The organism is Methylomonas albis, from assembly GCF_014850955.1.
Classification (GTDB): domain Bacteria; phylum Pseudomonadota; class Gammaproteobacteria; order Methylococcales; family Methylomonadaceae; genus Methylomonas; species Methylomonas albis.
Window position 1 is genome coordinate 5,274,302 of record NZ_JACXSS010000001.1, and the last position, 21,593, is coordinate 5,295,894.

14 protein-coding genes and 3 pseudogenes are annotated in these 21,593 nt (G+C 48.7%); 14 read left to right on the plus strand and 3 right to left on the minus strand.

Annotated features, from left to right (window positions below):
• Positions 1-43: 43 nt before the first annotated feature.
• A complete protein-coding gene (gene ribF, locus EBA_RS23900; protein ID WP_192377046.1) occupies positions 44-988 on the plus strand; it encodes a bifunctional riboflavin kinase/FAD synthetase in 945 nt (314 codons plus the stop codon).
• On the plus strand, positions 985-1,215 hold the full coding sequence (locus EBA_RS23905; protein ID WP_192377047.1) for a DUF1289 domain-containing protein: 231 nt from the start codon (positions 985-987) through the stop codon (positions 1,213-1,215). The genes ribF and EBA_RS23905 overlap by 4 nt, the downstream gene beginning before the upstream one ends.
• On the opposite strand, the gene EBA_RS23910 is transcribed toward EBA_RS23905, so the two are convergent.
• Both EBA_RS23910 and EBA_RS23915 read right to left on the minus strand, forming a co-directional pair.
• The gene (locus EBA_RS23910; RefSeq protein WP_192377048.1) at positions 1,212-2,693 is read right to left on the minus strand and encodes an MATE family efflux transporter; all 1,482 of its coding nucleotides are present in this window, start codon (positions 2,691-2,693) and stop codon (positions 1,212-1,214) included. The genes EBA_RS23905 and EBA_RS23910 overlap by 4 nt on opposite strands.
• Before the next feature lie 115 nt (positions 2,694-2,808).
• A complete protein-coding gene (locus tag EBA_RS23915) occupies positions 2,809-3,381 on the minus strand; it encodes a TetR/AcrR family transcriptional regulator (protein ID WP_192377049.1) in 573 nt (190 codons plus the stop codon).
• A gap of 112 nt (positions 3,382-3,493) precedes the next feature.
• Between EBA_RS23915 and EBA_RS23920 the strand changes: the two genes are divergently transcribed.
• Together EBA_RS23920 and EBA_RS23925 are read left to right on the plus strand one after the other, a co-directional pair.
• The gene (locus EBA_RS23920; RefSeq protein ID WP_192377050.1) at positions 3,494-4,144 is read left to right on the plus strand and encodes a glutathione S-transferase family protein; all 651 of its coding nucleotides are present in this window, start codon (positions 3,494-3,496) and stop codon (positions 4,142-4,144) included.
• A gap of 277 nt (positions 4,145-4,421) precedes the next feature.
• Positions 4,422-4,948 (plus strand): annotated as a pseudogene (locus EBA_RS23925) (IS30 family transposase); the annotation flags it as partial.
• 724 nt (positions 4,949-5,672) lie between these two features.
• Here EBA_RS23925 and EBA_RS23930 read toward each other — a convergent pair.
• Positions 5,673-7,103, minus strand: a complete 1,431-nt coding sequence (locus EBA_RS23930; RefSeq protein WP_192374158.1) for an IS1182 family transposase — start codon at positions 7,101-7,103, stop codon at positions 5,673-5,675.
• Between the two features lie 349 nt (positions 7,104-7,452).
• Here EBA_RS23930 and EBA_RS23935 point away from each other — a divergent pair, with 349 nt between their 5' ends.
• The 10 genes and pseudogenes from EBA_RS23935 to EBA_RS23980 all read left to right on the plus strand — a co-directional run bounded on the left by EBA_RS23935 (position 7,453) and on the right by EBA_RS23980 (position 21,553).
• On the plus strand, positions 7,453-10,935 hold the full coding sequence (locus tag EBA_RS23935) for an FG-GAP-like repeat-containing protein (protein ID WP_192377051.1): 3,483 nt from the start codon (positions 7,453-7,455) through the stop codon (positions 10,933-10,935).
• A gap of 25 nt (positions 10,936-10,960) precedes the next feature.
• Positions 10,961-12,982, plus strand: coding sequence for a cytochrome c family protein (locus EBA_RS23940; protein ID WP_192377052.1), 2,022 nt, complete (start codon positions 10,961-10,963; stop codon positions 12,980-12,982).
• A 184-nt stretch (positions 12,983-13,166) separates the two neighbouring features.
• On the plus strand, positions 13,167-13,841 hold the full coding sequence (locus tag EBA_RS24790; RefSeq protein ID WP_192377053.1) for a PEP-CTERM sorting domain-containing protein: 675 nt from the start codon (positions 13,167-13,169) through the stop codon (positions 13,839-13,841).
• A 187-nt stretch (positions 13,842-14,028) separates the two neighbouring features.
• Positions 14,029-17,919 (plus strand): carboxypeptidase-like regulatory domain-containing protein, encoded by a 3,891-nt coding sequence (locus tag EBA_RS23950; RefSeq protein WP_192377054.1) that lies wholly within the window; start codon positions 14,029-14,031, stop codon positions 17,917-17,919.
• A gap of 9 nt (positions 17,920-17,928) precedes the next feature.
• A complete protein-coding gene (locus EBA_RS23955; RefSeq protein ID WP_192377055.1) occupies positions 17,929-18,639 on the plus strand; it encodes a hypothetical protein in 711 nt (236 codons plus the stop codon).
• Between the two features lie 152 nt (positions 18,640-18,791).
• Positions 18,792-19,375 (plus strand): annotated as a pseudogene (locus EBA_RS25010) (REP-associated tyrosine transposase).
• Between the two features lie 187 nt (positions 19,376-19,562).
• Positions 19,563-19,994: pseudogene (locus EBA_RS23965) on the plus strand (REP-associated tyrosine transposase); the annotation flags it as partial.
• 146 nt (positions 19,995-20,140) lie between these two features.
• Positions 20,141-20,434, plus strand: a complete 294-nt coding sequence (locus EBA_RS23970; RefSeq protein WP_192377057.1) for a nucleotidyltransferase family protein — start codon at positions 20,141-20,143, stop codon at positions 20,432-20,434.
• Positions 20,431-20,781 carry a HepT-like ribonuclease domain-containing protein gene (locus EBA_RS23975; RefSeq protein ID WP_192377058.1) on the plus strand — a complete coding sequence of 117 codons (351 nt, stop codon included), beginning with the start codon at positions 20,431-20,433 and terminating at the stop codon, positions 20,779-20,781. Before EBA_RS23970 ends, EBA_RS23975 begins: the two co-directional genes overlap by 4 nt.
• 73 nt (positions 20,782-20,854) lie before the next feature.
• A complete protein-coding gene (locus EBA_RS23980) occupies positions 20,855-21,553 on the plus strand; it encodes a DsbA family protein (RefSeq protein WP_192377059.1) in 699 nt (232 codons plus the stop codon).
• Positions 21,554-21,593 lie beyond the last annotated feature (40 nt).

Here is a 21,593-nt window from a genome sequence, read left to right on the forward strand (position 1 = left end):
GGCTGTTACTGATAGAATTAGGCTTTTTAGCCAGACAGCCATCATGCGCTTAATTAGGGGTTTGAATCATCTTGAGCCGTTACGCGACGGCTGCGTATTGACCATAGGCAACTTCGACGGACTACACCTCGGTCATCGGCTGGTGATCGAAAAGCTCGCCGAGCATGGTCGGCGCCTGAGTTTGCCGACCGTAGCAATGGTATTCGAACCCCAGCCTTTGGAGTACTTCCTCGGTGACCATGCTCCTTCCAGACTGACCCGTTTACGCGAGAAAGTTATCCAATTTGCAAAATTGCCGATCGACGAATTGTTGGTGTTACCGTTCAACAGTAGCCTGGCTGATTATGATGCTGAACATTTCATCCGCGACATTCTGGTGAATCGCTTGCAGGTCAAGCATTTGGTGGTTGGCGACGATTTTCATTTTGGCAAGGCAAGACGCGGCAATTTTGCGTTGTTACAGCATCGCGGTCAGGAATACGGTTTTGTGGTGGAAGATAGTCATTCCTTCGAATTGGCGGGATTAAGAGTCAGCAGCACTTTAATACGCGATGCCTTGGGCGAAGGCCAACTGGATCAAGCCAAACTGATGTTGGGCCGAGATTATTCGGTATGCGGCCGGGTGGCGCACGGCGACAAGCGCGGCCGCGAGTTGGGCTTTCCGACCGCCAATGTGCGGATGTTTCGGAAGAACACGCCTATCGTCGGGGTATTTGCAGTAACGATGACCGGTGTGGCCGGTAACGAGTATCAAGGTGTAGCCAATGTTGGCACGCGGCCCACCTTCGACGGCGGCGCCAAAGTGGTGCTGGAAACGCATTTACTCAACTTCGATCAAGACATTTACGGGCATTATGTTGAAGTGCATTTTAAAAAGAAGCTGCGCGACGAAATCCGGTTTGCCTCGCTGAGCGAGTTGACGCTGCAAATCAGCCGGGATGTCGAACAGGCTCAGCAGTTTTTTAGTCAAACATTGGACATGAAATGATTAACTCCGCCAACCTCCCGGCATCGCCTTGTGTCCGTAACTGTTGTCTGAACGACGACGATATTTGCTTGGGCTGTTACCGCTCACTGGATGAAATCCGCATGTGGTCTACAGCAGACACTCAGACGCGCGAACTGTTTTTGCAGCAGGCTGCCGAGCGGCGTACCAAGATTTTGCAAGCCACTCGGTTGAGGTCTAGTTATGTCGAACAATTGCCGAAAGCTTAAGCGCTACGCCGCCTTTGTAATATCGGCCTGACATCCAGCCAAGCAGCAATGCCTATATAAGTAGCCAAGCCCAGGCTACCGGCCAGCCAGACATTCACCTGATAAATATCCAACACGTAGCGATTGGCAAAATATAGCGCCAGACCCAAGCCGAAATAACCGGTGATCTTCATGAGCGGATAGCTCACCGGATAATAGTGCCGGCCCAAAGCCCAAGATAAAACCACCATAAACAGATAACAAGCCAGGGTCGCCCACGCCGAGCCGACATAACCCCACACCGGTATCCAGCAGATATTCAAAACAATCGTCAGGCCTGCCCCGGCCAGCGATACCCAGGCGGCAAGGCCGGTGCGGTCACTGAGCTTGTACCAGACCGATAGATTCACATAAATCCCCAACAGCAAATTGGCTATCAGTAATATCGGCACAACGTCCAGGCCTACTCGATATTCCTCGCCGATAAAATACTTGAACAGATCGATGAACAGCATCACGACTAAAAAGATAAACACCCCGGCGATCACAAAATACTGCATCACCAAGGCATAAGCGCGTTTGGCGTCGGCGCGCCCGGCGTAGGAAAAGAAAAACGGCTCGCCGGCGTACCGGAACGCCTGCACGAACAAACTCATTAAAATCGACAGCTTGTAGCACGCGCCATAAATCCCCAGCATCTTCAGGTTAGTGGGTAAATCGTAGGGCAACAAGACTTTCAAAATCGCCCGGTCCAGCATCTCGTTGACCATGCCGGCAAAGCCAATGATGACCATAGGCAGGGAATAGCGCAGCATTGGCCCGAGCACGCGCGGGTCTAGCTGGAAACGCACCGCGCGAAATTGCGGCAGTAATAGCAGCAGCTTGCAAACACTGGCTGCCAGATTGGCTAAAAATATGTAACCCACGCCCAGTTTGGGGTCGTAATAAGCAGCCAGTTCGCTATCCGGCCAGAGGCTGTGCAGCTTGGGCCAGACCAACAAAAACAGCAGATTCAAAGCGATGGCGAGGAAAATTTCGGTCATTTTGATGCCGGCGAAACGCCAGGCCCGGTTCTCGGCGCGCAGCCGGGCAAACGGCAGTGCCGACAAGGCATCCAGCGCCAAAAGCCAGCCGAACCACAGCAGATATTCCGGATGCTGCGGATACTGCAGCCAGTTGGCCAATGGCTGTTGCCAATAGCAGATTGCCGCGATGAAACCGAGATTGGCAATCAGTAAAAAACCCAAGGCACTGCGGTAAACCTCGTCGCCGCTAAATTCCGGCCGCTGCCGGAAGCGGAAATAACCGGTCTCCAAACCCAGCACTAACAACACCGCAAAAAATCCGGCATAAGCGTAAAACTCGGAGACCACGCCGTATTCGCCGGCACTGAAGGTGTAGGTGTACAGCGGCACCAGCAGATAATTCAAAAAGCGGCCGACAATACTGCTGAGACCGTAGATGGCGGTTTGGGAGACGAGTTGGCGTAGTGAGCTCAAAAGCGGTTGGATCCAAATAATGATGAGACCTCTCGCTGAGGTCTAAGGTAGCGATATTGTAAGTCAGTTGCCGGCTCGCCGCGCAATACGGCACAGCCAGCCGCTTGGGTGTTGATTAATCCGCGCAGGCTAAACTTTGCTCGATTAGGACTTTTGCCGCCTCTGCGGCAATGCGCATTGCCCCGGATTCTCGGCGTCTCTGTTCGCTAACGATGGCGCCGGAAATCAGCATTGCCAATTGCTGAGACAGTGCTTCCGGGTCGCGCGCGCCGGCTTGTCGGGCTAAATCTGTCAATACTTGTTGAAAGGTGTCGGAAAACTCTGCGGCGGCCAGTTGAACAGGATTGGCGGCCTCGGCAAATTCGGCAGCCGCATTGATAAACGGGCAGCCGCGAAACTCCGGGCTGGATGATAATTCATCGAATACCGCAAACACCGCCAGCAACTTTTGCTTGGGTTCGCTGGCGCGTTGTTCCATACCGATAAGTATACGATTCAGCATGGCTTCTCTGCTTTTACTTAGATGCGCCAATACCAGGTCGTCCTTTGATGGAAAGTATTTATACAGGCTCATCTTGGTGGTGCCGGCGGCTTTGACAATCGCGTCGACGCCGGTGGCCTTGATGCCTTGGCTGTAAAACAGCACAGAGGCGGTTTGCAAAATGTGATCTTGGAGATTACGAGCCATAATTAAGTGCCGGAAGAAATAGGTTGCAACTATACAGACCGGTATGTATTATGTAAATAGACTGACCGGTCTGTCCGCATCAGTCCTCAATTTACCCAACGGAGAATATGCAATGATTACTTTATACGGCGTGGCCATCAGCAACTATTACAACAAAATCAAATTTGCGTTGATGGAAAAGGATATAGCGTTCATCGAGGAGTTTACCGCACCCAGCCAGAGCGAAGATTTGTTACAACGTTCCCCGCTGGGAAAAATCCCTTTCATCAAAACCAGCGAAGGCTATCTATCCGAATCGCAAGCGATTCTGGAGTATCTGGATGATGCATTTCCGGAAAATCCGCTGTATCCATCTGACGCTTTCGAACGCGGTAAATGCCGGGAATTTATCCAGCATATCGAACTAAACGTCGAGCTGATCGCCCGCCGCTTGTATGGAGAAGCCCTGTTCGGTAGCAATGTGTCGCAAGAAACCAAGGACGAAGTCAGAGCCAAACTGGATACAGGTTTAACGGGTTTAGCCAAACTGATGAAATTCTCTCCTTATGCGCTGGGAGATCACTTTAGTGCAGCGGATATCGTCGCTTGGCCGCATCTGCAGTTGGTAGGTTTTGCTACCCAAAAAATTTATGGCGAGAACTTGGTGAATACGCATATTCCTGGCATTGAGGCTTATATACAAATGATCGAAAGTCGCCCGCACGCGCAAATAGTGGGTGCCGACCGGGCAAAGGCGTTAGAAGCGTTTTTTCGGAATAAATAATCCCCGCGCTGCTATTCCTTAGGTGATTTAGCACAATACCCTCTTATAACTTTCTTGCATTAAGCCGTCGGCGTAGTGATGCCGACGGCCATACCTTTAGATGTTTGCGTGTTCCGATCAAAGCCGCCACTGATTCCGACTTGAAGGCAGTAAGACATTCCGAGCGCAAAACCACCAGCGATTCCGATACAAACTCAGCCAGAGTTTAAACGCCGGAGATCGGCCAAAAGCGGACTGTTGGGCTTCCTTTCTATATGTCCAGTTCGGAGCCTATAGCCTGCGATCCCCGGAAATCGAAGACCGCCAGTTTACGGGGCATTGGGAAGGCGATCTCATCAAAGGCGCGGGCAATGCCAGCGCCATCGGCACTTTGGTGGAACGGACCAGTCGCTTACTGATGCTGATCAAACTTCCCCATCCGCAACCTGCCAGTGCCGCCAACGTCCGCAAGCCTTTAGCGATAAGCTCAACAGCATTGCCCAGCCGATGCGCTTAAGCATGACCTATGACCAAGGCCGCGAGATGGCTTTACACAAACAACTGACCGTCAACACCGGCATTGCTGTGTACTTCTGCGATCCTCATAGTCCCTGGCAGCGCGGTTCCAACGAAAACATGAACGGCTTGGTTCGTCAGTATTTACCCAAAGGCACCGATCTGTCCGGCTATACCCAGCAACAACTGGATGCGCTTGCCGATCAAATTAACGCTCGCCCTCGAAAAGGTCTTGGGGTACGCTGCCCGCTCGCTGTTTATCGCGAATTGCTCTTGAACAGCTCGCAACAATCAAATCTCATTCATTAATAAACTAGGTGTTGCCTTTCGGTTTTGAATCCGCCACCTTATAAAGAAGCCTGGGAAAAATAGAAATCAGCACCGGGTATCACCTTATTCAACGAATTTTCCACCAATAAATTAATTTCTCAGCTAATTGGAAAAAGCGCGGATGAGAAATATCTAAATTATTTTTTATTATGTGTGGCGACACCGGTAACTGATAAATATCCCATTACTGCGCTTACAGTTAAACGAAATAGTAACTTAAGCTATACCGTAATCAATATAATCGCGGAAACTCAGCGTGTAATGGCTGACGATAAAAAATAACTTTCATTTGAGGCTACAGGAATTGGGGCGCACTTCTCTCTGAGCCTCAGGAAACTTACGATAGTTTTAACTTTATTTAACCGGTAGGCTGGGTGGAGCAACGCGACACCCAGCAGACGCTTTGAAATAACCAAGTTTGCTTAGCATTAAAACTGATCTTTGGATTAGAAAATATTTCAGCTTCTAAGCTGGGTTTGATTGTCGTTCAACCCAGCCTACCTGTGCTGTGGCTTTCGGCCCAGACTGTGTAAAAACGTTGAATAGATGAAATACCCAGCCCGTATCGACCAATTCTGTTGAAATCGCGCGGTCCTGAGCGGCTAACGTTTCTGAATGGCGTTAACTGGTTTATCGACTTGATTTGACCAAATTGATGCTGATAGCCATCGGTAATAGGCTAAAAAAGAGCAATAAATGGCCGTCAGGCCACCATTGCTTCCATCAATGCAGTGGTTCCCAGTAGATTCATCACCCTTTTAAGGTTGTAGGCCAGTACATGTAGGCTCATCTCGGTGCTGACGCGATCAAGTGTCTTGGTCAGAAAATGGGTTGCACCCATCCATGCCTTGAGGGTGCCGAAGGGATGCTCCACCGTCTGGCGCCGAATACGCATGCTGTCTGGTGCTTGGTCTAAACGCGTTTGCATGGCATCCAGAACATCTTCATGCTCCCAACGTGTAATCCGTCGCTGTTCGCCTGGGGTGCACTTGGCTTTGAGTTCACATTGTTGGCAGCATGAACTCCAATAACGGTGTACTTTCATTTCTCGCTCAACAGTACTGTATCGCCAGATGAGGCGTTGGCCGGCCGGACATCGGTACTCGTTGTTCTCGGCGTCGTAAATAAAATCTGCCTTATCAAATCTTCCAGCAGCTTTGGCTGAAGAGGTTTTGCATTTGGGGACGAGGGGTGTGATACCGGCTTCATGGCAGGCCAGAATTTCTTCACTCTTGAAATAGCCGCGATCAGCAATGGCCGTTAGGTCTTGGACACCCATGGCTGTGCGGGCTTGCTTAGCCATTGAGGTCAGCTGGTCTCGGTCAATGCCGACATTGGTCACCTCATGGGTAACAATCAGGTGATGCTGGGTATCGACGGCCGTCTGAACATTGTAGCCAACGATGCCGGTGCCACGCGTCTTCATGGAACGGGCATCCGGATCGGTCAGGGAAATCTGTTTGTCGGGTGTCTTATTGAGCTCGACTTCGATGTCCTTGAGCGCTTTCATCTGCGCTTTCAGGGCAGCAATCTTATCTTGCAGGCGTTCGGACTTGGCCTTGGCAATGGCTGGCTCTTGCCGGTCGGCAGTGTCGAGTGCTGTCAGATAGCGATTGATGCTTGACTCGATTTCTTCCATTCGCCTTTGCAACTTGGCGCTGGTGAAATTCCGATCCCGGTTATTGACCGCCTTGAATTTGCTACCATCGATGGCCACTAAAGCTTCCGAGAACAAACCCAGTTGCTGGCACAACACGATAAACTGACGGCAGACGCTTTGAATCGCTTTGCCGTTGTCTTTACGGAAATTGGCAATGGTCTTGAAGTCGGGCGTCAGTCGTCCAACCAGCCACATCAGTTCGACATTACGTTGTGTCTCTTTCTCAAGACGCCGACTGGATTGAATGCGATTGAGGTAACCGTAGATGTAAATCTTCAAGAGAATGGCGGGATGATAGGCCGGCCTACCGGTGATCGCCGGTTCAACGCCGTCAAATCCAAGCTTGCCCAGGTCCAGTTCGTCGACAAAAACATCAACGACGCGCACTGGATTGGTATCGGTGATGTAGTCGTCGATACTTTCCGGCAATAACGTTGTTTGTGTTCGGCATTCACCTTCAATGAAACGTTTCATCGGCTGACCTCATCAATAACCTGAGCCTATTATATCAAGTTAGGCGTTTTGACACAGTCTGGGCCAATTAGCGACATTCAAGAAGCGAGAAAACCAAGGCAACGAACGGCTGGTTTATGGTGGGAAGTTGACTTAGAAGCTGTGTTTTGTTCTTACTTGCTCCAAGGCTCTATACGCGGGGTGAATATTTGTTGCGTTTAGGGTTTACTATAGCAAATAGTGTTCGGTCATTGCTTCTCATACGACTGACCGTTTTCAGAGATTTCTTCATAGGGTGTCTGTGAAATTTGCGCAACATCATGATTTGGATGCTGATATATTCGTAGTGGATTCTTCTTGAGAAAATTATATGCGCAGTCGTATTACGAATATATTTGGAATGTATTTTGCTCTTGCTGTTACCTTAATAATAGGTTTTATTATTTATTGTATGCCCATAGATGTCCCGGAAGGCTTTCCTTTTGCGGCAAAGACGCTTAGTTCAGAACAGATAGTTCAAAATAGCCATATCAATCAGGTTCTATTTACTGATAAGACTTTAGAAGCGAGGCTAAACTTTTTTCATCAACAAGGCGATGAGCATCTAGCAGGAATCGATGAGTCTTTAGGATCTGGCGCTTGTTCCGCCGATTTCAATAGTGACGGGTGGGTAGATCTATTTTTGGTTAACGGATCCGGACAGACACGCTATTATGGAAAACAGTACTGGTGGCAAACCTCCCAAAGCAATACGTTGTTTATAAATGATGGCGGGCAGGGTTTCCGTGATGCAACACCTGCCAGCGGTTTAGATCAGAACATGTGGGGTATGGGGTGTTTAGCCAGTGATTTCGATAATGATGGCGATATTGATCTTTTAATTACAGGTAAGGATGGCAATCTTTTTTATAAAAACAATGGAGATAGTACGTTCACCAATGTCAGCCAGGAAAGCGGAATTATCGGTGGATATTGGTCAACTTCTGCTTCCGCTATTGACTTTAATAGCGATGGATTGTTGGACATATACATAGGTAATTTTATTGATTTTGAAAAAGGTAAAAAAACCTTTGAGGCCAGTAGCCAGTTTACTGGAGAAAAAAAACATTCCTTCGATGCTAGTTTATATCAAGCACAACCTAATCGGCTTTACCAAAATTTAGGCGGTTTAAAATTTCAAGATATTACAGCTGAATCCGGTGTAATGGATTCGGAGGGTAGAACGCTTGATGTGAGTTGGCAGGATATTAATCAAGATGGTTTGCCGGATTTAATTGCTAGCAATGATCGAGGTACTGGCTCGAATGCGTCCTTTTTGAACAAAGATGGTGAACATTTTGAACCGGGCGGTCAAGCACTTGGGCTTCGTTCGTCGTTAGGCAGTCGTGGCACAGCATCAGGTGATCTAGACAATGATGGCGATATAGATCTTGTTATAGCCAGCAGTGCTGGAGAAAGCACGATCGCTCTCATTAATGAGAAATCATCTGACGGGAAATTCCGATATAAGGATCGGGCACGGGAAATCGGGATCGGCGCGGATCAATTTCTCAGTATCTCGGCTTGGTCCCCACTAGTTCAAGATTTTAATAACGACGGTTTTAATGACGTGTTTATTGCTGCGGGGCAATTGGAGCCTGATCCGGATTCAGCCAAAATTAGCCAAGGACAGCCGAAACAACTTTTACTGAATAATGGCAAGGGATATTTTGTCGATAGTACGATGTTATCAGGCGTTGCGCTTAGAGATAGGCAATCGGCTCGAGGGGCTGTTGCCGCTGACTTCGACAATGATGGCGATATCGATGTATACGTTACGCATAACAATGACTTGGGCCAGTATTTGGTAAATGAGTCTCCTAAGCAGCAATGGCTGGGTTTGAAACTGATCGGGACAAAATCCAACCGGGATGCAGTGGGCGCGAAAGTCCAATTGGATACAGCCAATGGAAATCAGACTAAGTTCGTTGTGAGTGGTGAGGGATTTTTGTCGGATAGTGATAAAAGAATCGTTTTTGGTTTAGGTCAGGACAGCAAAATTGACCAACTTATCATCGACTGGCCCAGTGGTGATAAACAAACAATTCATGCGATTCAAGCCAATCATTACTGGCAGATCACTGAAAGTAGCGATGATGCCTTGGAATTACCTGGTACAACGATTGTTGAAAAACCGGTTAAACATCTCCGGTTAAAATTGGGGGTCGACCAGGCCAGTATCCGAGTCGGTTACCTCAAAATGCTCAGCCAAGCGAAAGATACCAAAAATATTTGGTCGGAACTGTCTGTCGCCGCCAACGATAGTGATTCGTCAGTACGCCGAGAGGCCATTGATTTTTCCTCCCGCACAAATTCCGTACAAGGTTTGAGTATTCTGGTACATGGTCTGGAGGACGCAGAACCCGCCAATGTAATTGCTGCCATAACAGGATTAAGGAACTATGAGGACGAGACATCAGTTAGATGGTTATTACGGGTATTCTCACATCAGGATGCTGCGGTCAAAATCGAGCTTGCGGATTGCTTCGCTCATTTTTTTCAAGAAGAAGAAGCCGTCGTCTATCGCAAATATCTCGCCGTCCCATACTTGATTCGATTGCTTGACGATCCCGATCCCAATGTCCGTATCGCCGCCGTTAGAGCTTTAGGTCAAGCCGAGCGTTTTCGAGGAGTGCATGCTTTACTAGATCATTTGAGTGATTCGGAGGCTTCAGTGCGAGCGGAGATCGTTCGTACCCTGGGGTTGATTCGACAAGCCAAAGCGCTTCCGAATCTGACTGAGCTGTTGTCGGATCGCACTCAGTCCACGCATGTAGTCGCCAATACGTTTATCGCACTGAAACGCCTGGGCGATGATGGCGCGTTAAAAAAGCTTGAGTCCTTTTTAATGGGAGAGGGTGGTTTCGAATCGGTGGAACTAGAAAAGCGCTTGGCGGTGTTTGCGGATTTATTGGCGCAGGATGACGAGGCTACCGTATTCGATGCGCAGGAATTGAAGCGGGTGACCCATGTCGTTTTTCAAAAATTTCCTCCAGTGGTTAAATCCACCGGGTTAGCGCCGCACTGGATCGCGATTTGGCGGCATATAAGCGACCAAGCCGGTATCAGTTGGTTGGATAAACAAACTAGCGCGGCACAACTAGATGTCAGGGCAGACGCCTATCGAGCGCTTTTTTATGAGCGGCAAGGACACACTGAGCGTAGCTCCATTTTACGACGGGCTTGGTCCGATCAGGAATTGGGCATCAAAGCCTTGGCATTGAAAGAATTGTTACGCGAAAAAATGGCGTTAACGCAGCAGGATTACCGCACCATACTGACCAATCCCGAGTTGCAAACAGTCGGTTTACAGTTTTGGTCGGAAAATGGCTTGACGGCAGCAGATTCAAATTTACTGATCAAGGCCATTCAATCAGTTTATTTGCCCGAATTTGCTGTCAACAATTCCGATGCCTTATTGGAAAAAATTTGCTTCAGTACCAACGCCAACCTGCAAAAAATTTGTTCAGTCGTCCTGTTTTCGAGCACTATCGCCGAGCATCGCGAAATTGCCGTGAAGATATTGCGCGACCCAGCTCAGCCCATTGCAATTCGCCAGTCCGTTTTAAACCATTACGGCGTCAATTTTGATTCGGACGCGATCAACGTCTTATATGGCTTATTACAAACGAAAAAAGACCCGCTGCACAATGACGTGGTCACTAAGCTACTTTCATTTGATTCCGACGCATTGATCGAGTTCGCTAGAAAAATTGCAATGAATGCCTCCGAGGATGCCGAGACTCGTCTTCAGGCTATTGGTTTTTTAGTGCGTCTGGGGCGGTCGGATGCACAGGAAATCCTGTATCGTTGAAGCTTAACAAAATAAAGGCAATGGTATGACTGTACAGAACAGCGCAATGATAACCGAACGAAGATTCGCGATACCTTTAGCTGCCCTAACACTTTTTTTGGTGGTAAGCGGCTATTTCAGTTGGTTCTGGCAAGATTTTTCGATAGTTGAGCAATGGGTCTATTTGGTTCACACGTTGTTAGGGGTAGTTATTAGTGCGTTATTGCTACCCTATGTTATTTCACATTTTCAAAGAACCATTGGCTTACGGCGGTCATGGATAGCATTTTCCGGGATTCTGTTAGCCCTGGCGTTTCTAGGGCTGGCTGCAACCGGAATTGATGTCGTCATTGAAGGACAAACTGAAGCTCAGCATTGGGTTTTTCAGTCTCATATCTGGCTTGCCGCGATAGTACTAACTTTGTCAGCAATCCACGTGGTTTTTCATGTTATATCGCTGCCGGAGCGGCGGAAAAAAAACGAACCCAGCCGTTTCCCTTCCTTGTCGAGTGGTCTGTTAAAGTCGACGACTCAAGTATTCCTCGGCGGCTTTCTATTGGTGCTAGTGGCAATAGCACTCTATCAGATAAGAGACAATCCCTATAAAGATGCGCCGGCTGTTGAGCCTTATATCTACGCTTATGGCGAGCATCCCTTCCGACCTAGTCAAACCGAGACCAGCAGTGGTGGATTTTTGGATGCTAAACGAGTGGGTAAGTCTGAGCGCTGTGCAACTTGCCATCAAGAAATTGCCGTGCAATGGAAGGCATCGATTCATGCTCAGGCGGCTTCCGACAAAACCTATCAGACCAATATCAAATTGTTGTCGGAAAAAAAGAGCATGGAAGCAACACGATACTGTGAGGGCTGTCATGCGCCGGCGGCGTTATTAAGTGGTCAACTGACTAAAGGCGGAAAGCTCGACACGCCTGGACATCTACAAGAAGGCGTAAGCTGCATGGCCTGTCACGGTATAGAGCGAGTCGAACATTTGAAAGGGGTCGCAAGTTATCGTTTCATGCCACCAAAACCCTATCTGTTTGACGGTTCGGAACAGGTATTGCCGACATTCATCCATAATCTGCTGATACGGATAAAGCCGGAACAGCACAAGGCAGACCTCGCGCGTAATGTCCTGTCAACCCCGGAAATGTGCGCGACTTGCCATGCGCAATTCATGGATAAAGACTTCAATAACTGGGGTTGGGTGAAAATGCAGGATGACTACATGGCCTGGCTTAATGGACCTTATTCGGGGCAAACGCGTCAGACCTTTGCCCATGCCGAGCAGCGGCGCTGTCAGGATTGTCATTTTCCGCTGCAGCCGGGTAAAGATCCATCCGCAAGTCAATCTGGGTTGATTAAAACGCACTTTAACGTTGGTGCCAATACGGCCATTCCCTGGGTGACTCAAAATCTTGCGCAATTGGAGCGCACCAGACAGTTTTTGGTGGCGGATCAAGTCCGCATCAGTATCGATAAGCCCAATCGTCCGGATGCGACTGAAAGTGCAAAGCATCTTGATCCAAAATTGATCGAATCGACGGAGTCCCCTGCTTATTACTATTTGGGGGAAAACGTGCCCCTTAAAGTTGCGGTTACCAATGCCCAGGTCGGGCATGCTTTTCCCGGAGGTACTACCGATATCAACGAGGCGTGGATTCATGTTTTGGTTACCGATGGGCAGGGACAAAAGATTTATGAATCCGGTTACCTGGATCAAAACAACAATGTCGAGGAAGGGGCTTATTTTTATCGCTCAGTTGCCATTGATAGGGCCGGAAATGCAGTATGGCGGCACGATTTGTTCAATATGGTGGGGGATAGTTTTAAACGCACTATTCCGCCGGGTGGCAGTGACGTATCACTTTTCTCGTTTAAAGTGCCGGACGATGCGAAGGGGCCTTTAACGATAACCGCCGGGCTGAAATATAGGAAACTGAACAATCGGTATGCTAGATGGGCGCTAAAGGATGAAAAGATTGAGCTGCCTATCATTGAAATGGCATCGACTTCGTTGGTATTGCCGATCAAAATTAGGCCTGAAGTTGAAACGGGTGGGCTCTGATGGTGGTTGCCTAACAAGTTAAAAAACTCCTTAGTGTCTGTCGGCTTTTTTTACACAGATGGCAATATCATTTATAAGACTAGGGGGGTTTTTTTTTAGGGTATTGTTATTAATGAGTAAATATCAAGATGGTCCATTTTTTGTTAATGGAACGGGAGGTCAACAAACTTTTAGGGATACTGTCGTGTTCAAAATAGCCATCTTGTTCTCAAGTCTTTTATTAGCATCTTGTACATTCTCAAATTCCGCGGGCGCGGCATCCATTGTTAACGGCACGTTCGATACTGATCTTAACGGCTGGTCCGCTTTAACCGGCAATGGCTCTGTGGCCTGGAATGCCGGAGGTTCCGCCGAGTTGTCCACCGGAGCCGGCTCGGCACCGTACTCTGCGGTGTTAGTGCAAGGCGACGATGGATTGTTTAATTTTGCCAGTCCGGTGCTATTGGGCGTCGGTGACGATTTGCTCAAGTTTGACGCCCTGTTTAGCTCCTTAGGCAACGATACCTCGGAAACCGCGGCGGCATTGTTTAGCGATAATTTACAGCTTTGGATGTACGACGCCAACGGGTTGGGAGATGTTCTGTTGGCAACCATTGACGCATTGACCAGTTCTTCGAGTTTCTCGCTCGATCTTAGTTCTTATATTGGCCGCTCGGTCGCTTTTTCATTTGAGTTGAACGACGAGGACGACGGTTTGGACTCTAGGGTTCTGTTGGATAACGTGCGCTTGGAACAGCAAACCAACCCACCGGTTACCGTACCGGAGCCTGGAACACTTAGCCTGTTGATCCTGGGTGCATTTGGCTATTCTAGGCGTGTGTCGCGTAACGATCGAAAAGTTCAAAATCAAATCCACTAAATTAGTGTTGTTTCACAGAAAATAATTTGCTAGAGTTTGGCTCAGTGGCCTACGGACAATTGCGGGTGTCAAGAAATTTTACAGCCATTTACGTTTGTGCCGTGTATTGGGAGGCCTTGAGCCTGAGCGTTTGAAATTGACGGTGCGTAGGCGCACCGTCGTGACAATAAGAAAAAAGGAGTAACGGATGTCGGAAGTCCAGCGTTTGCAAGCTTTGTTCATGGTCGGAATTGTCGCGAAGCGGAAAGGATATCCCGCAGCACCGATCAAGCCGCTATTGTCGATAGCGGCTTTTTTTACGCTGTTATTTCTGTCGCTTTCGCTTTTGCCGTCGGCCGAAGCCGCCACCGCCAGTTGGGACACCGTATCCGCCAGCCAAGTCAGCGTCAAACTCGCCAACCCGGTACGCAACCGGCGCAGTAACGATGCCACAGTCGATGTCAGTTTAAAAAATACTAGCGGCGGCGAAATTAGCGGGCCGTTACGCCTGGTGATTACCGGATTGGCGCCCGCCGGCAAAGTCGCTATCGGCAACGCCACCGGTACCACCGATGCCGGTGAACCCTACTTCGATTTAACCGGCTACGTCGGCGGCAACTTTAGCGCCGGCGGTAGCGGCTTGGTCACGGTTATTGTCACCGGCGGCGGTCCCAATACCTTCAGTTTTTCAACCCGAGTCGAAAAATCCGCAGCGCAAGCGCTAAAGGTGCAGATCACCAGCCCGGCGACCTTGCTTACGGTGGGGCGCACCCCGCAAACGGTTAAAGGCACCGTCAACGATCCCAAGGCGCAAATCACCCTCAACGGTGCACCGGTCACCAACAACAACGGCAGCTTCCAAGCCGATGTCGCCCTCGAGGAAGGCCACAATACCGTTAGCGCCCGTGCGGTCAATGCCAAGGGCGAAGACGTCAGCGACGCCATCTCGCTATCGTTGGATATGACCCCACCTTATCTGACCGTCGAATCGCCGAAAAACGGCGACACGGTTCGCACCGATAAAATCGCAGTGTCCGGCCTGATTAACGACATCGTGCGCGGCACCGTCGCCGAAGGCCAGGCCAACGTCAAAGTCAACGGCGTGGCCGCCAGCATCTCCAACCGCAGCTATTTAGCCGAAAACGTAGCCTTGAATGTCGGCGAAAACACCCTGAAAATTGACGCCGCCGACAACGTCGGCAACACCAGCAGCATCAGCATTAAAGTCACCTACCAGCCGCTGGCTCCGCAACACATTGAATTGCTAAGCGGCCAGGACCAAAGCGCGAAAATTAATGCGGCGCTGGCGCAACCCTTGAAAGTCAAATTGCTGGACAGCGCCAACAAGCCGGTTGCCAACAAACCGGTGATTTACCGCGTCACCGAAGGCGACGGTGTGTTGAGTGTTGGCAACGGCGACCAAGGCCAGGGCGTACTGGTGCAAACCGATGCGCAAGGCGTAGCCTCAACTAGCTTCAAACTCGGTAGTCGGGCCGGTACCGGTAACCAGCGGGTTAGAGCCGCATCGGTGGGTTTCGACGGCGAAGTACTATTTTATGCCACCGCCACGGTAGGTGCCGGTAACAAGGTCACCGTCAATTCCGGCAACAACCAGCGCGGCGCGGTCGGCCAGCCGTTGCCGTTGCCGTTTGTGGTGGCGGTGGTTGACGACGGTGCCAACGTCGTACCCGGCGCGCCAATCGAATTCAAAGTCACCCAAGGCAGTGGTAAGTTCCAGAACGATAAAACCACTATTACCAGCACCACCGACAGCGACGGCCGCGCCACCGCTGAATTCACGCTAGGCAGCGAAGAAGGCTTGGACGTGCAGCGCGTGACCGCGACCTTGGTGGGCACCGAACTCTACGCCGGCTTCACCGCCTCCGCGCTGAAAACCGGCAACGCCGGCCAAACCAGCATCAGCGGCGTGGTGCTCGACAACCAGGAACACCCGCTGCCGAAAGTCACCGTGCGCGTCGACGGCACCACCCGCGAAGCGCAGTCCGACGCCAACGGCCAGTTCAAAATCACCGAAGTCCCGGTTGGTTCGGTGCGGCTGATTGCCGACGGCTCAACTACCACCGCCGAAGGCGAATATCCGACCTTGGCCTTCAATCTGGTGACCATCGCCGGCGCTGACAACCCGCTGTCCGCGCCGATCTATCTGGTCAAGCTGGATACCGCCAATGCGCAAACCGTGGGCGATAAAGATGTCACCTTAACCTTGCCCGACGTGCCCGGCTTTGCGCTGGAAGTCAAACAAGGCTCGGTGACCTTCCCGGACGGCAAAAAAACCGGCAAGTTATCGGTCACGCCGGTCAACGCCTCCAAAATCCCGATGGCGCCGCCCAACGGCATGCAACCGCAGTTTATCGTCACGATACAACCGGTCGGCGCCAAGTTCGACCCGCCGGCCCGCTTGACCTTGCCGAATGTCGATGGCCATAAGCCGGGGGCGCAGGTGGAGATGTATTCCTACGACCATGACTTGGAAGAGTTTGTGGCGATTGGCTTGGGGACGGTTGCTTCTGATGGTAGTGTGATTAAGTCTAATGAGGGTGTGGGGGTTATAAAGGCTGGGTGGCATTGTGGTAGTCAACCGGGGGGGAGTGGCTGCACGCATAACTGTGCGGAGTGTCAGAGTTGTGATGCGAGTTGTACTTGTTATTGGGATAACAGTAAGAAGCCGACTTCACTTACAGATAGCAAAGGAGATTGTAAGAAACCGGGGTGTAATAATGGGCCGAAACAGGTTCCAGACACAACTGATGCCCCTGACCCTAACGCGGCAGCTGATAATGCCTGTAAAAAATGCGATGCAAGTGGGAATATTGTTGCTGATCCTGCCAAAGATGGTAATCAATGTGATTCAACCAGCAATGTCATTAGTGCTTGTGTTAGCGGTAGTTGCAAACCGGTGACATTAAAATTAAAAGAAGTTTCTTTCTTAAAGGATTTTGATGTTGTTCGTGACCGGCAGTCTAAGATCGTACCCGTTACCGACCCGGTCTGGAAATCTACAAATGCGCCTGCAGATAATGGCGAGGTAGCCTACAAAAGAAATAACAAACTAAATGTTAGCGCTAAGTTTGATATTACCCCTACAATTACTAAGCCTATTGGTGGAGTGACAATCCAAGCGGACGTTGCGGGTGTCGGTATGATTCAAAATACGGGTCAGATACTTATCGGCTCAAGCTACGATTTTCCGGCAACTGATTCAAATAATAATTTGGATAATGCTACTAAAATCTATGAACCTTTGACATTGGACTGGAAGTTTGAGAAAGATGGAAGCGGGGCTTTTACAAGTGCTGGATCATCACAAAATAAGGTTTATCTAACGCTTGATACGCCGAGAGCCTATGCAGCAACAGCGGGTGGTTTACCTGTTACTTTGTTAAAAATGGCCATTCAAAACCAAGGTGCGACTGATGTTGCAAGTGCTTTGCAGAAAACCTGGCAAAGTTTTTCAGGTCCTGCAAACATCACTACTTGGGATAATAGGCAGCTGTATTATTACAAAGCGGGTGTTGGCTTTAATTCTTGTGCTTTGGATTACTTAGCACTTATTCAAACAAACCCAGAAAGTGGTCAGTGCGGTTCATTTGCTAAGTTATTATTAGGTTCATTAGCGGTTAATGGTGTGCAGGCAAATTGGGTGGACATAGCTCCTACTGATGGTAGCTTAATGATAGTCAAGAAATGGACATTTAATGGAGGGAGCTTTCCTGCCGATCCCTTGTATAAATGGAGATTAGATATTAATGACGGCGATTATATGGTCCCAGATTTACCTGGATCAATCTATGCTGATTTAACAAATATTAATGGATTGCCAGGGCAAAATTCACCACGACCCTCAGAAAAGATTTTTAATTCGCATTTTATTGTCAAGGCTTTAAGTGGTTATTACGACCCTTCATATGGTGTTACTTATGCCGGGGAACAAGGTTTCGAGACATCTGCTTTGGAAGGTTATGCGGTAAATTTTCTTGATGGTAGTTATGTGAAGGGAGGTAACAATTATATTATTTTACGTGCAAGAAAAGTCAACAGCACAAAAAATATCACATTCACCGATGGTTTCTCAAACTAAGGATGCAGTATGAAATTCTTTATTTTCTTGATTAAAGTATTTTCTGGTGCGTTATTTTTCGCCTCGTTAAGTACAGCAGGTGGGTTAGATGTTGCTAAACCATTAAAAACAATAAAGGTCAGCTCAAAGAAAAACACATTACAACGAATTGATTTTTTTGCAGTTCCAGTAGACGGTAAGAATGATCAAGCGGTATCGGAAGAGGGACGTCTATTGATTATTACAGCCCCCCAAAAAAAACTTTATTGGTGGCGCTATGAAATCGGAGGGTATCCTGAGCATACCAGTTTTCCGGCTGATCAATTCATGCGCACTTGTAAACCCTTTGTTGATGAAAATGAGCTAATAATTTTCTGTACAACTGGAAATTTGCTTTTAGTTAGTCGTTCTAATCGTCTGTATAAAAGCACTTCGGAGATTGAATTATTGGTGAAATCTGATTTTGATAAGAATGGTTCAAATTATAATTCTGGGTTGGATTACTTTGATAAAAAAATAAATCTAAAAGAGATTCTAGAGCCTAATTTTTTTAGTGAATTCGGTAATGCAATTGCAACTCAAATTCAGCTAGGTGATATCTCTAAAGCAAATGAACATTGGCAAATTAGCTTAATCGGCGCAAAACAAAATCCTAAAGATGTTTTGCCAATGAGGGTAAAATTAAAATTTACCCTGGATTTTGCCTTCGTAGGGAGTTCTAAGCAGAGCCCGGATGGATGAATTGTAACCCGTAAGGCGGATACTCTATAGGGTATCCGCCGAATGTTGGCTTCAACTATTGTGGTTTGTTTCGGGGAAGTTGCTGGTTTTGATATGGCGGAACGTCTGACGACTTCCGCCCTACGTCAACGTCATGAGGAGATGGTTTAATCATGCCGGATTTTCGACGTTATCGGGTGCCGGGTGGGACTTACTTTTTACGGTGAATTTACTGGAGAGGACGCGAGATTTATTGGTACAGCATATTGGCGATCTTAGCGAGGCTGTGCGGAAAACCAAGCAAGAGCGACCGTTTCATATAGCCGCTTGGGTGGTGTTACCCGATCACAAGCATTCGACTGCAGGGATGCAGGAGGTAGAACAACGCCGGGAGCGGTTGTCGAGCGTTTGGACTTTGCCAGCAGGGGATTGTGATTTTTCCAGCCGGTGGAAGGCCATTAAGATTCGCTTTGTAAAAATCGATTCCGGCAACTGAACGCCGCTCAAAGGTGCGTAGTGCAAGAGGTGAAAGAGGTATTTGGCAACGCCGCTTTTGGGAACGTGCGATTCGTGATGATCGCGACTATTCGTCTCATGTCGATTATTGTCACTGGAATCCTATCAAGCATGGATTGATGCGACGAGTCATTGATTTACCCAATAGGCATAAAGGCGTCACTCGTCCTTTCATCGTTACGTGCAACAGGGCATTTTGAATCAGAATTGGTCGAGTTGTTTAGACTTGAATCTGGAATAACTTCGTAGCTTGAAATTTTTAAACTTGAAAGATGAATTGAACCCGTAAGGCGGATACCCGATAGGGTGATCCGCCGAATGTCGGCTTCAACTGTGGTGGTCTGTTTCGGGTAAGTTGCTGGTTTTGATATGGCGGAACGTCTGACGACTTCTGCCCTACGTCAACGTCATGAGGAGATGGTTTAATCATGCCGGATTATCGACGTTATCGGGTGCCGGGTGGGACTTACTTTTTTACGGTGAATTTACCGGAGAGGAAGCGAGATTTGCTGGTGCGGCATATTGGCGATCTTCGCGAGGCTGTACGGAAAACCAAGCAAGAGCGATCGTTTCATATAGACGCTTGGGTGGTGTTGCCCGATCACATGCATTGTATCTGGACGTTGCCGCCGGGAGACAGCGATTTTTCCAACCGCTGGAAGGTGATCAAGATTCGCTTTGTAAAATCGATTCCTGCAACCGAGCGCCGCTCAAAGGTGCGTAACGCAAGAGGCGAAAGAGGAATTTGGCAACGTCGCTTTTGGGAGCATGTGATCCGCGATGGGCGTGATTTTGCGGCTCATGTCGATTATTGCCATTGGAATCCGGTAAAACATGGCTTGGTGCAACGTGTGATCGATTGACCGCATTCATCCTTTCATCGTTATGTGCAACAGGGCATCTTGCATAAGGATTGGTCGAGTTGTTTAGATTTGAATTTGGATTAATTTGGCGAGCAGCCGATTAATTTGGCAATGACTATTAGGAACAATCGGAATAGTTAATTATGACGACAATATTGCAAAGTTTGAACCAGCAAAAAGCCCGGATTACCGCGATAGCCGGTCAGTATCACGCCGTCAACATCCGCGTGTTTGGTTCTGTAGCGCGAGGAGATGAGCGTGACGATAGTGATGTTGATTTGCTAGTCGACTTTATGCCCGGTAGCACATTGTTGGATCAAGTGGGTTTGATCGACGCCTTGTCGTTGGAATTGGGGCGAAAGGTCGATGTGGTGAGTGGGCGTGCGCTAAACAAATTCTTACGTGAAAAGGTCTTGCAAGAAGCAGTTCTGTTATGAAAGACCGTTTGATTTTCATTTCGGCAGCTTTGGAAAGCATTGAGTTAATTCAGTCTTATACCGCTGGTTATGATTGGGTGAGTTTTTGGGGGGATAGGAAAACTCAGGATGCGGTGATTCGCAATCTGGAAATCATTGGACAAGCACTGAAAGATTTTGGTGTGGATACGTTGTTGGAAACGGCGCCAAGTATGCCTTGGCGGGAAATTGCAGGCATGCGCAATGTATTGGCGCATGAATATTTGGGAGTGGATGTAGAAATGGTTTGGGACACTGTGCAATGCCATCTTGAGCCCTTGCAAGGGGCGCTCGAAACGCTAATGGAAGGGGCTGATGGTACTCAGTAAGTCGTTTATTTTTTCAAAATTAGTAAAGACCGTTATCGGCTGCAGATGGGCTGTGTGGTTACTTATTTATAGCGTGTCGACAAGCATTGCCTACGCCGAAGAAAAATGGGTTGCCGACGAAATTTTTACGCAAATGTCTGAAATGCGTAAGGAAATCGGCCAATTGAAGGACCGGGTTGCCGGTTTGGAGCAGAAACTGGCGGAGGCGCAACCGAAAGCGGCGCCCATATCGTTAGTCGGTAGCGAGAACATGACATTGGGTAAGGCGGATGCCAAACTGGCGATCATCGAGTTTTCTGATTATGAATGCCCGTTTTGTGCCAAGCATTATAAAAACGTGTTGCCGAAACTGCGCGAGCGTTACATCGACAAGGGCGTGATCCAATATGTGATGAAGGATTTCCCGTTGGAGTTCCATGCCCATGCCAGGAAAGCGTCGTTGGCAACGCGTTGCGCCGGCGAGCAAAAACAGTATTGGGCCATGCACGATGCGGTTTTCGAGGCGCACGGTCTGGTTAGCGACGAGTTGATAGGCAGCGTTGCCAAGCAGCATAAGCTGGATTTGGCGGCATTAACGCAATGCATGGATGATCCGGCTCAATTGCGCAAAGTAGAAAGCGACATGGCCTTGGGTTCTAAGCTGGGTGTCAACGGCACACCGGCGTTTTTGGTTGGGCGGATAAAAGACCGGCAATTGGTGGATTACAAGCGTTTCGATGGCGTTCAGTCGCTCGAAACCTTTGCCGGCATGATAGAGAGTTTTAAAAAATAAACTTTACAGTAAAGCGTCTTAGGGATCGGGAGATAAAGAC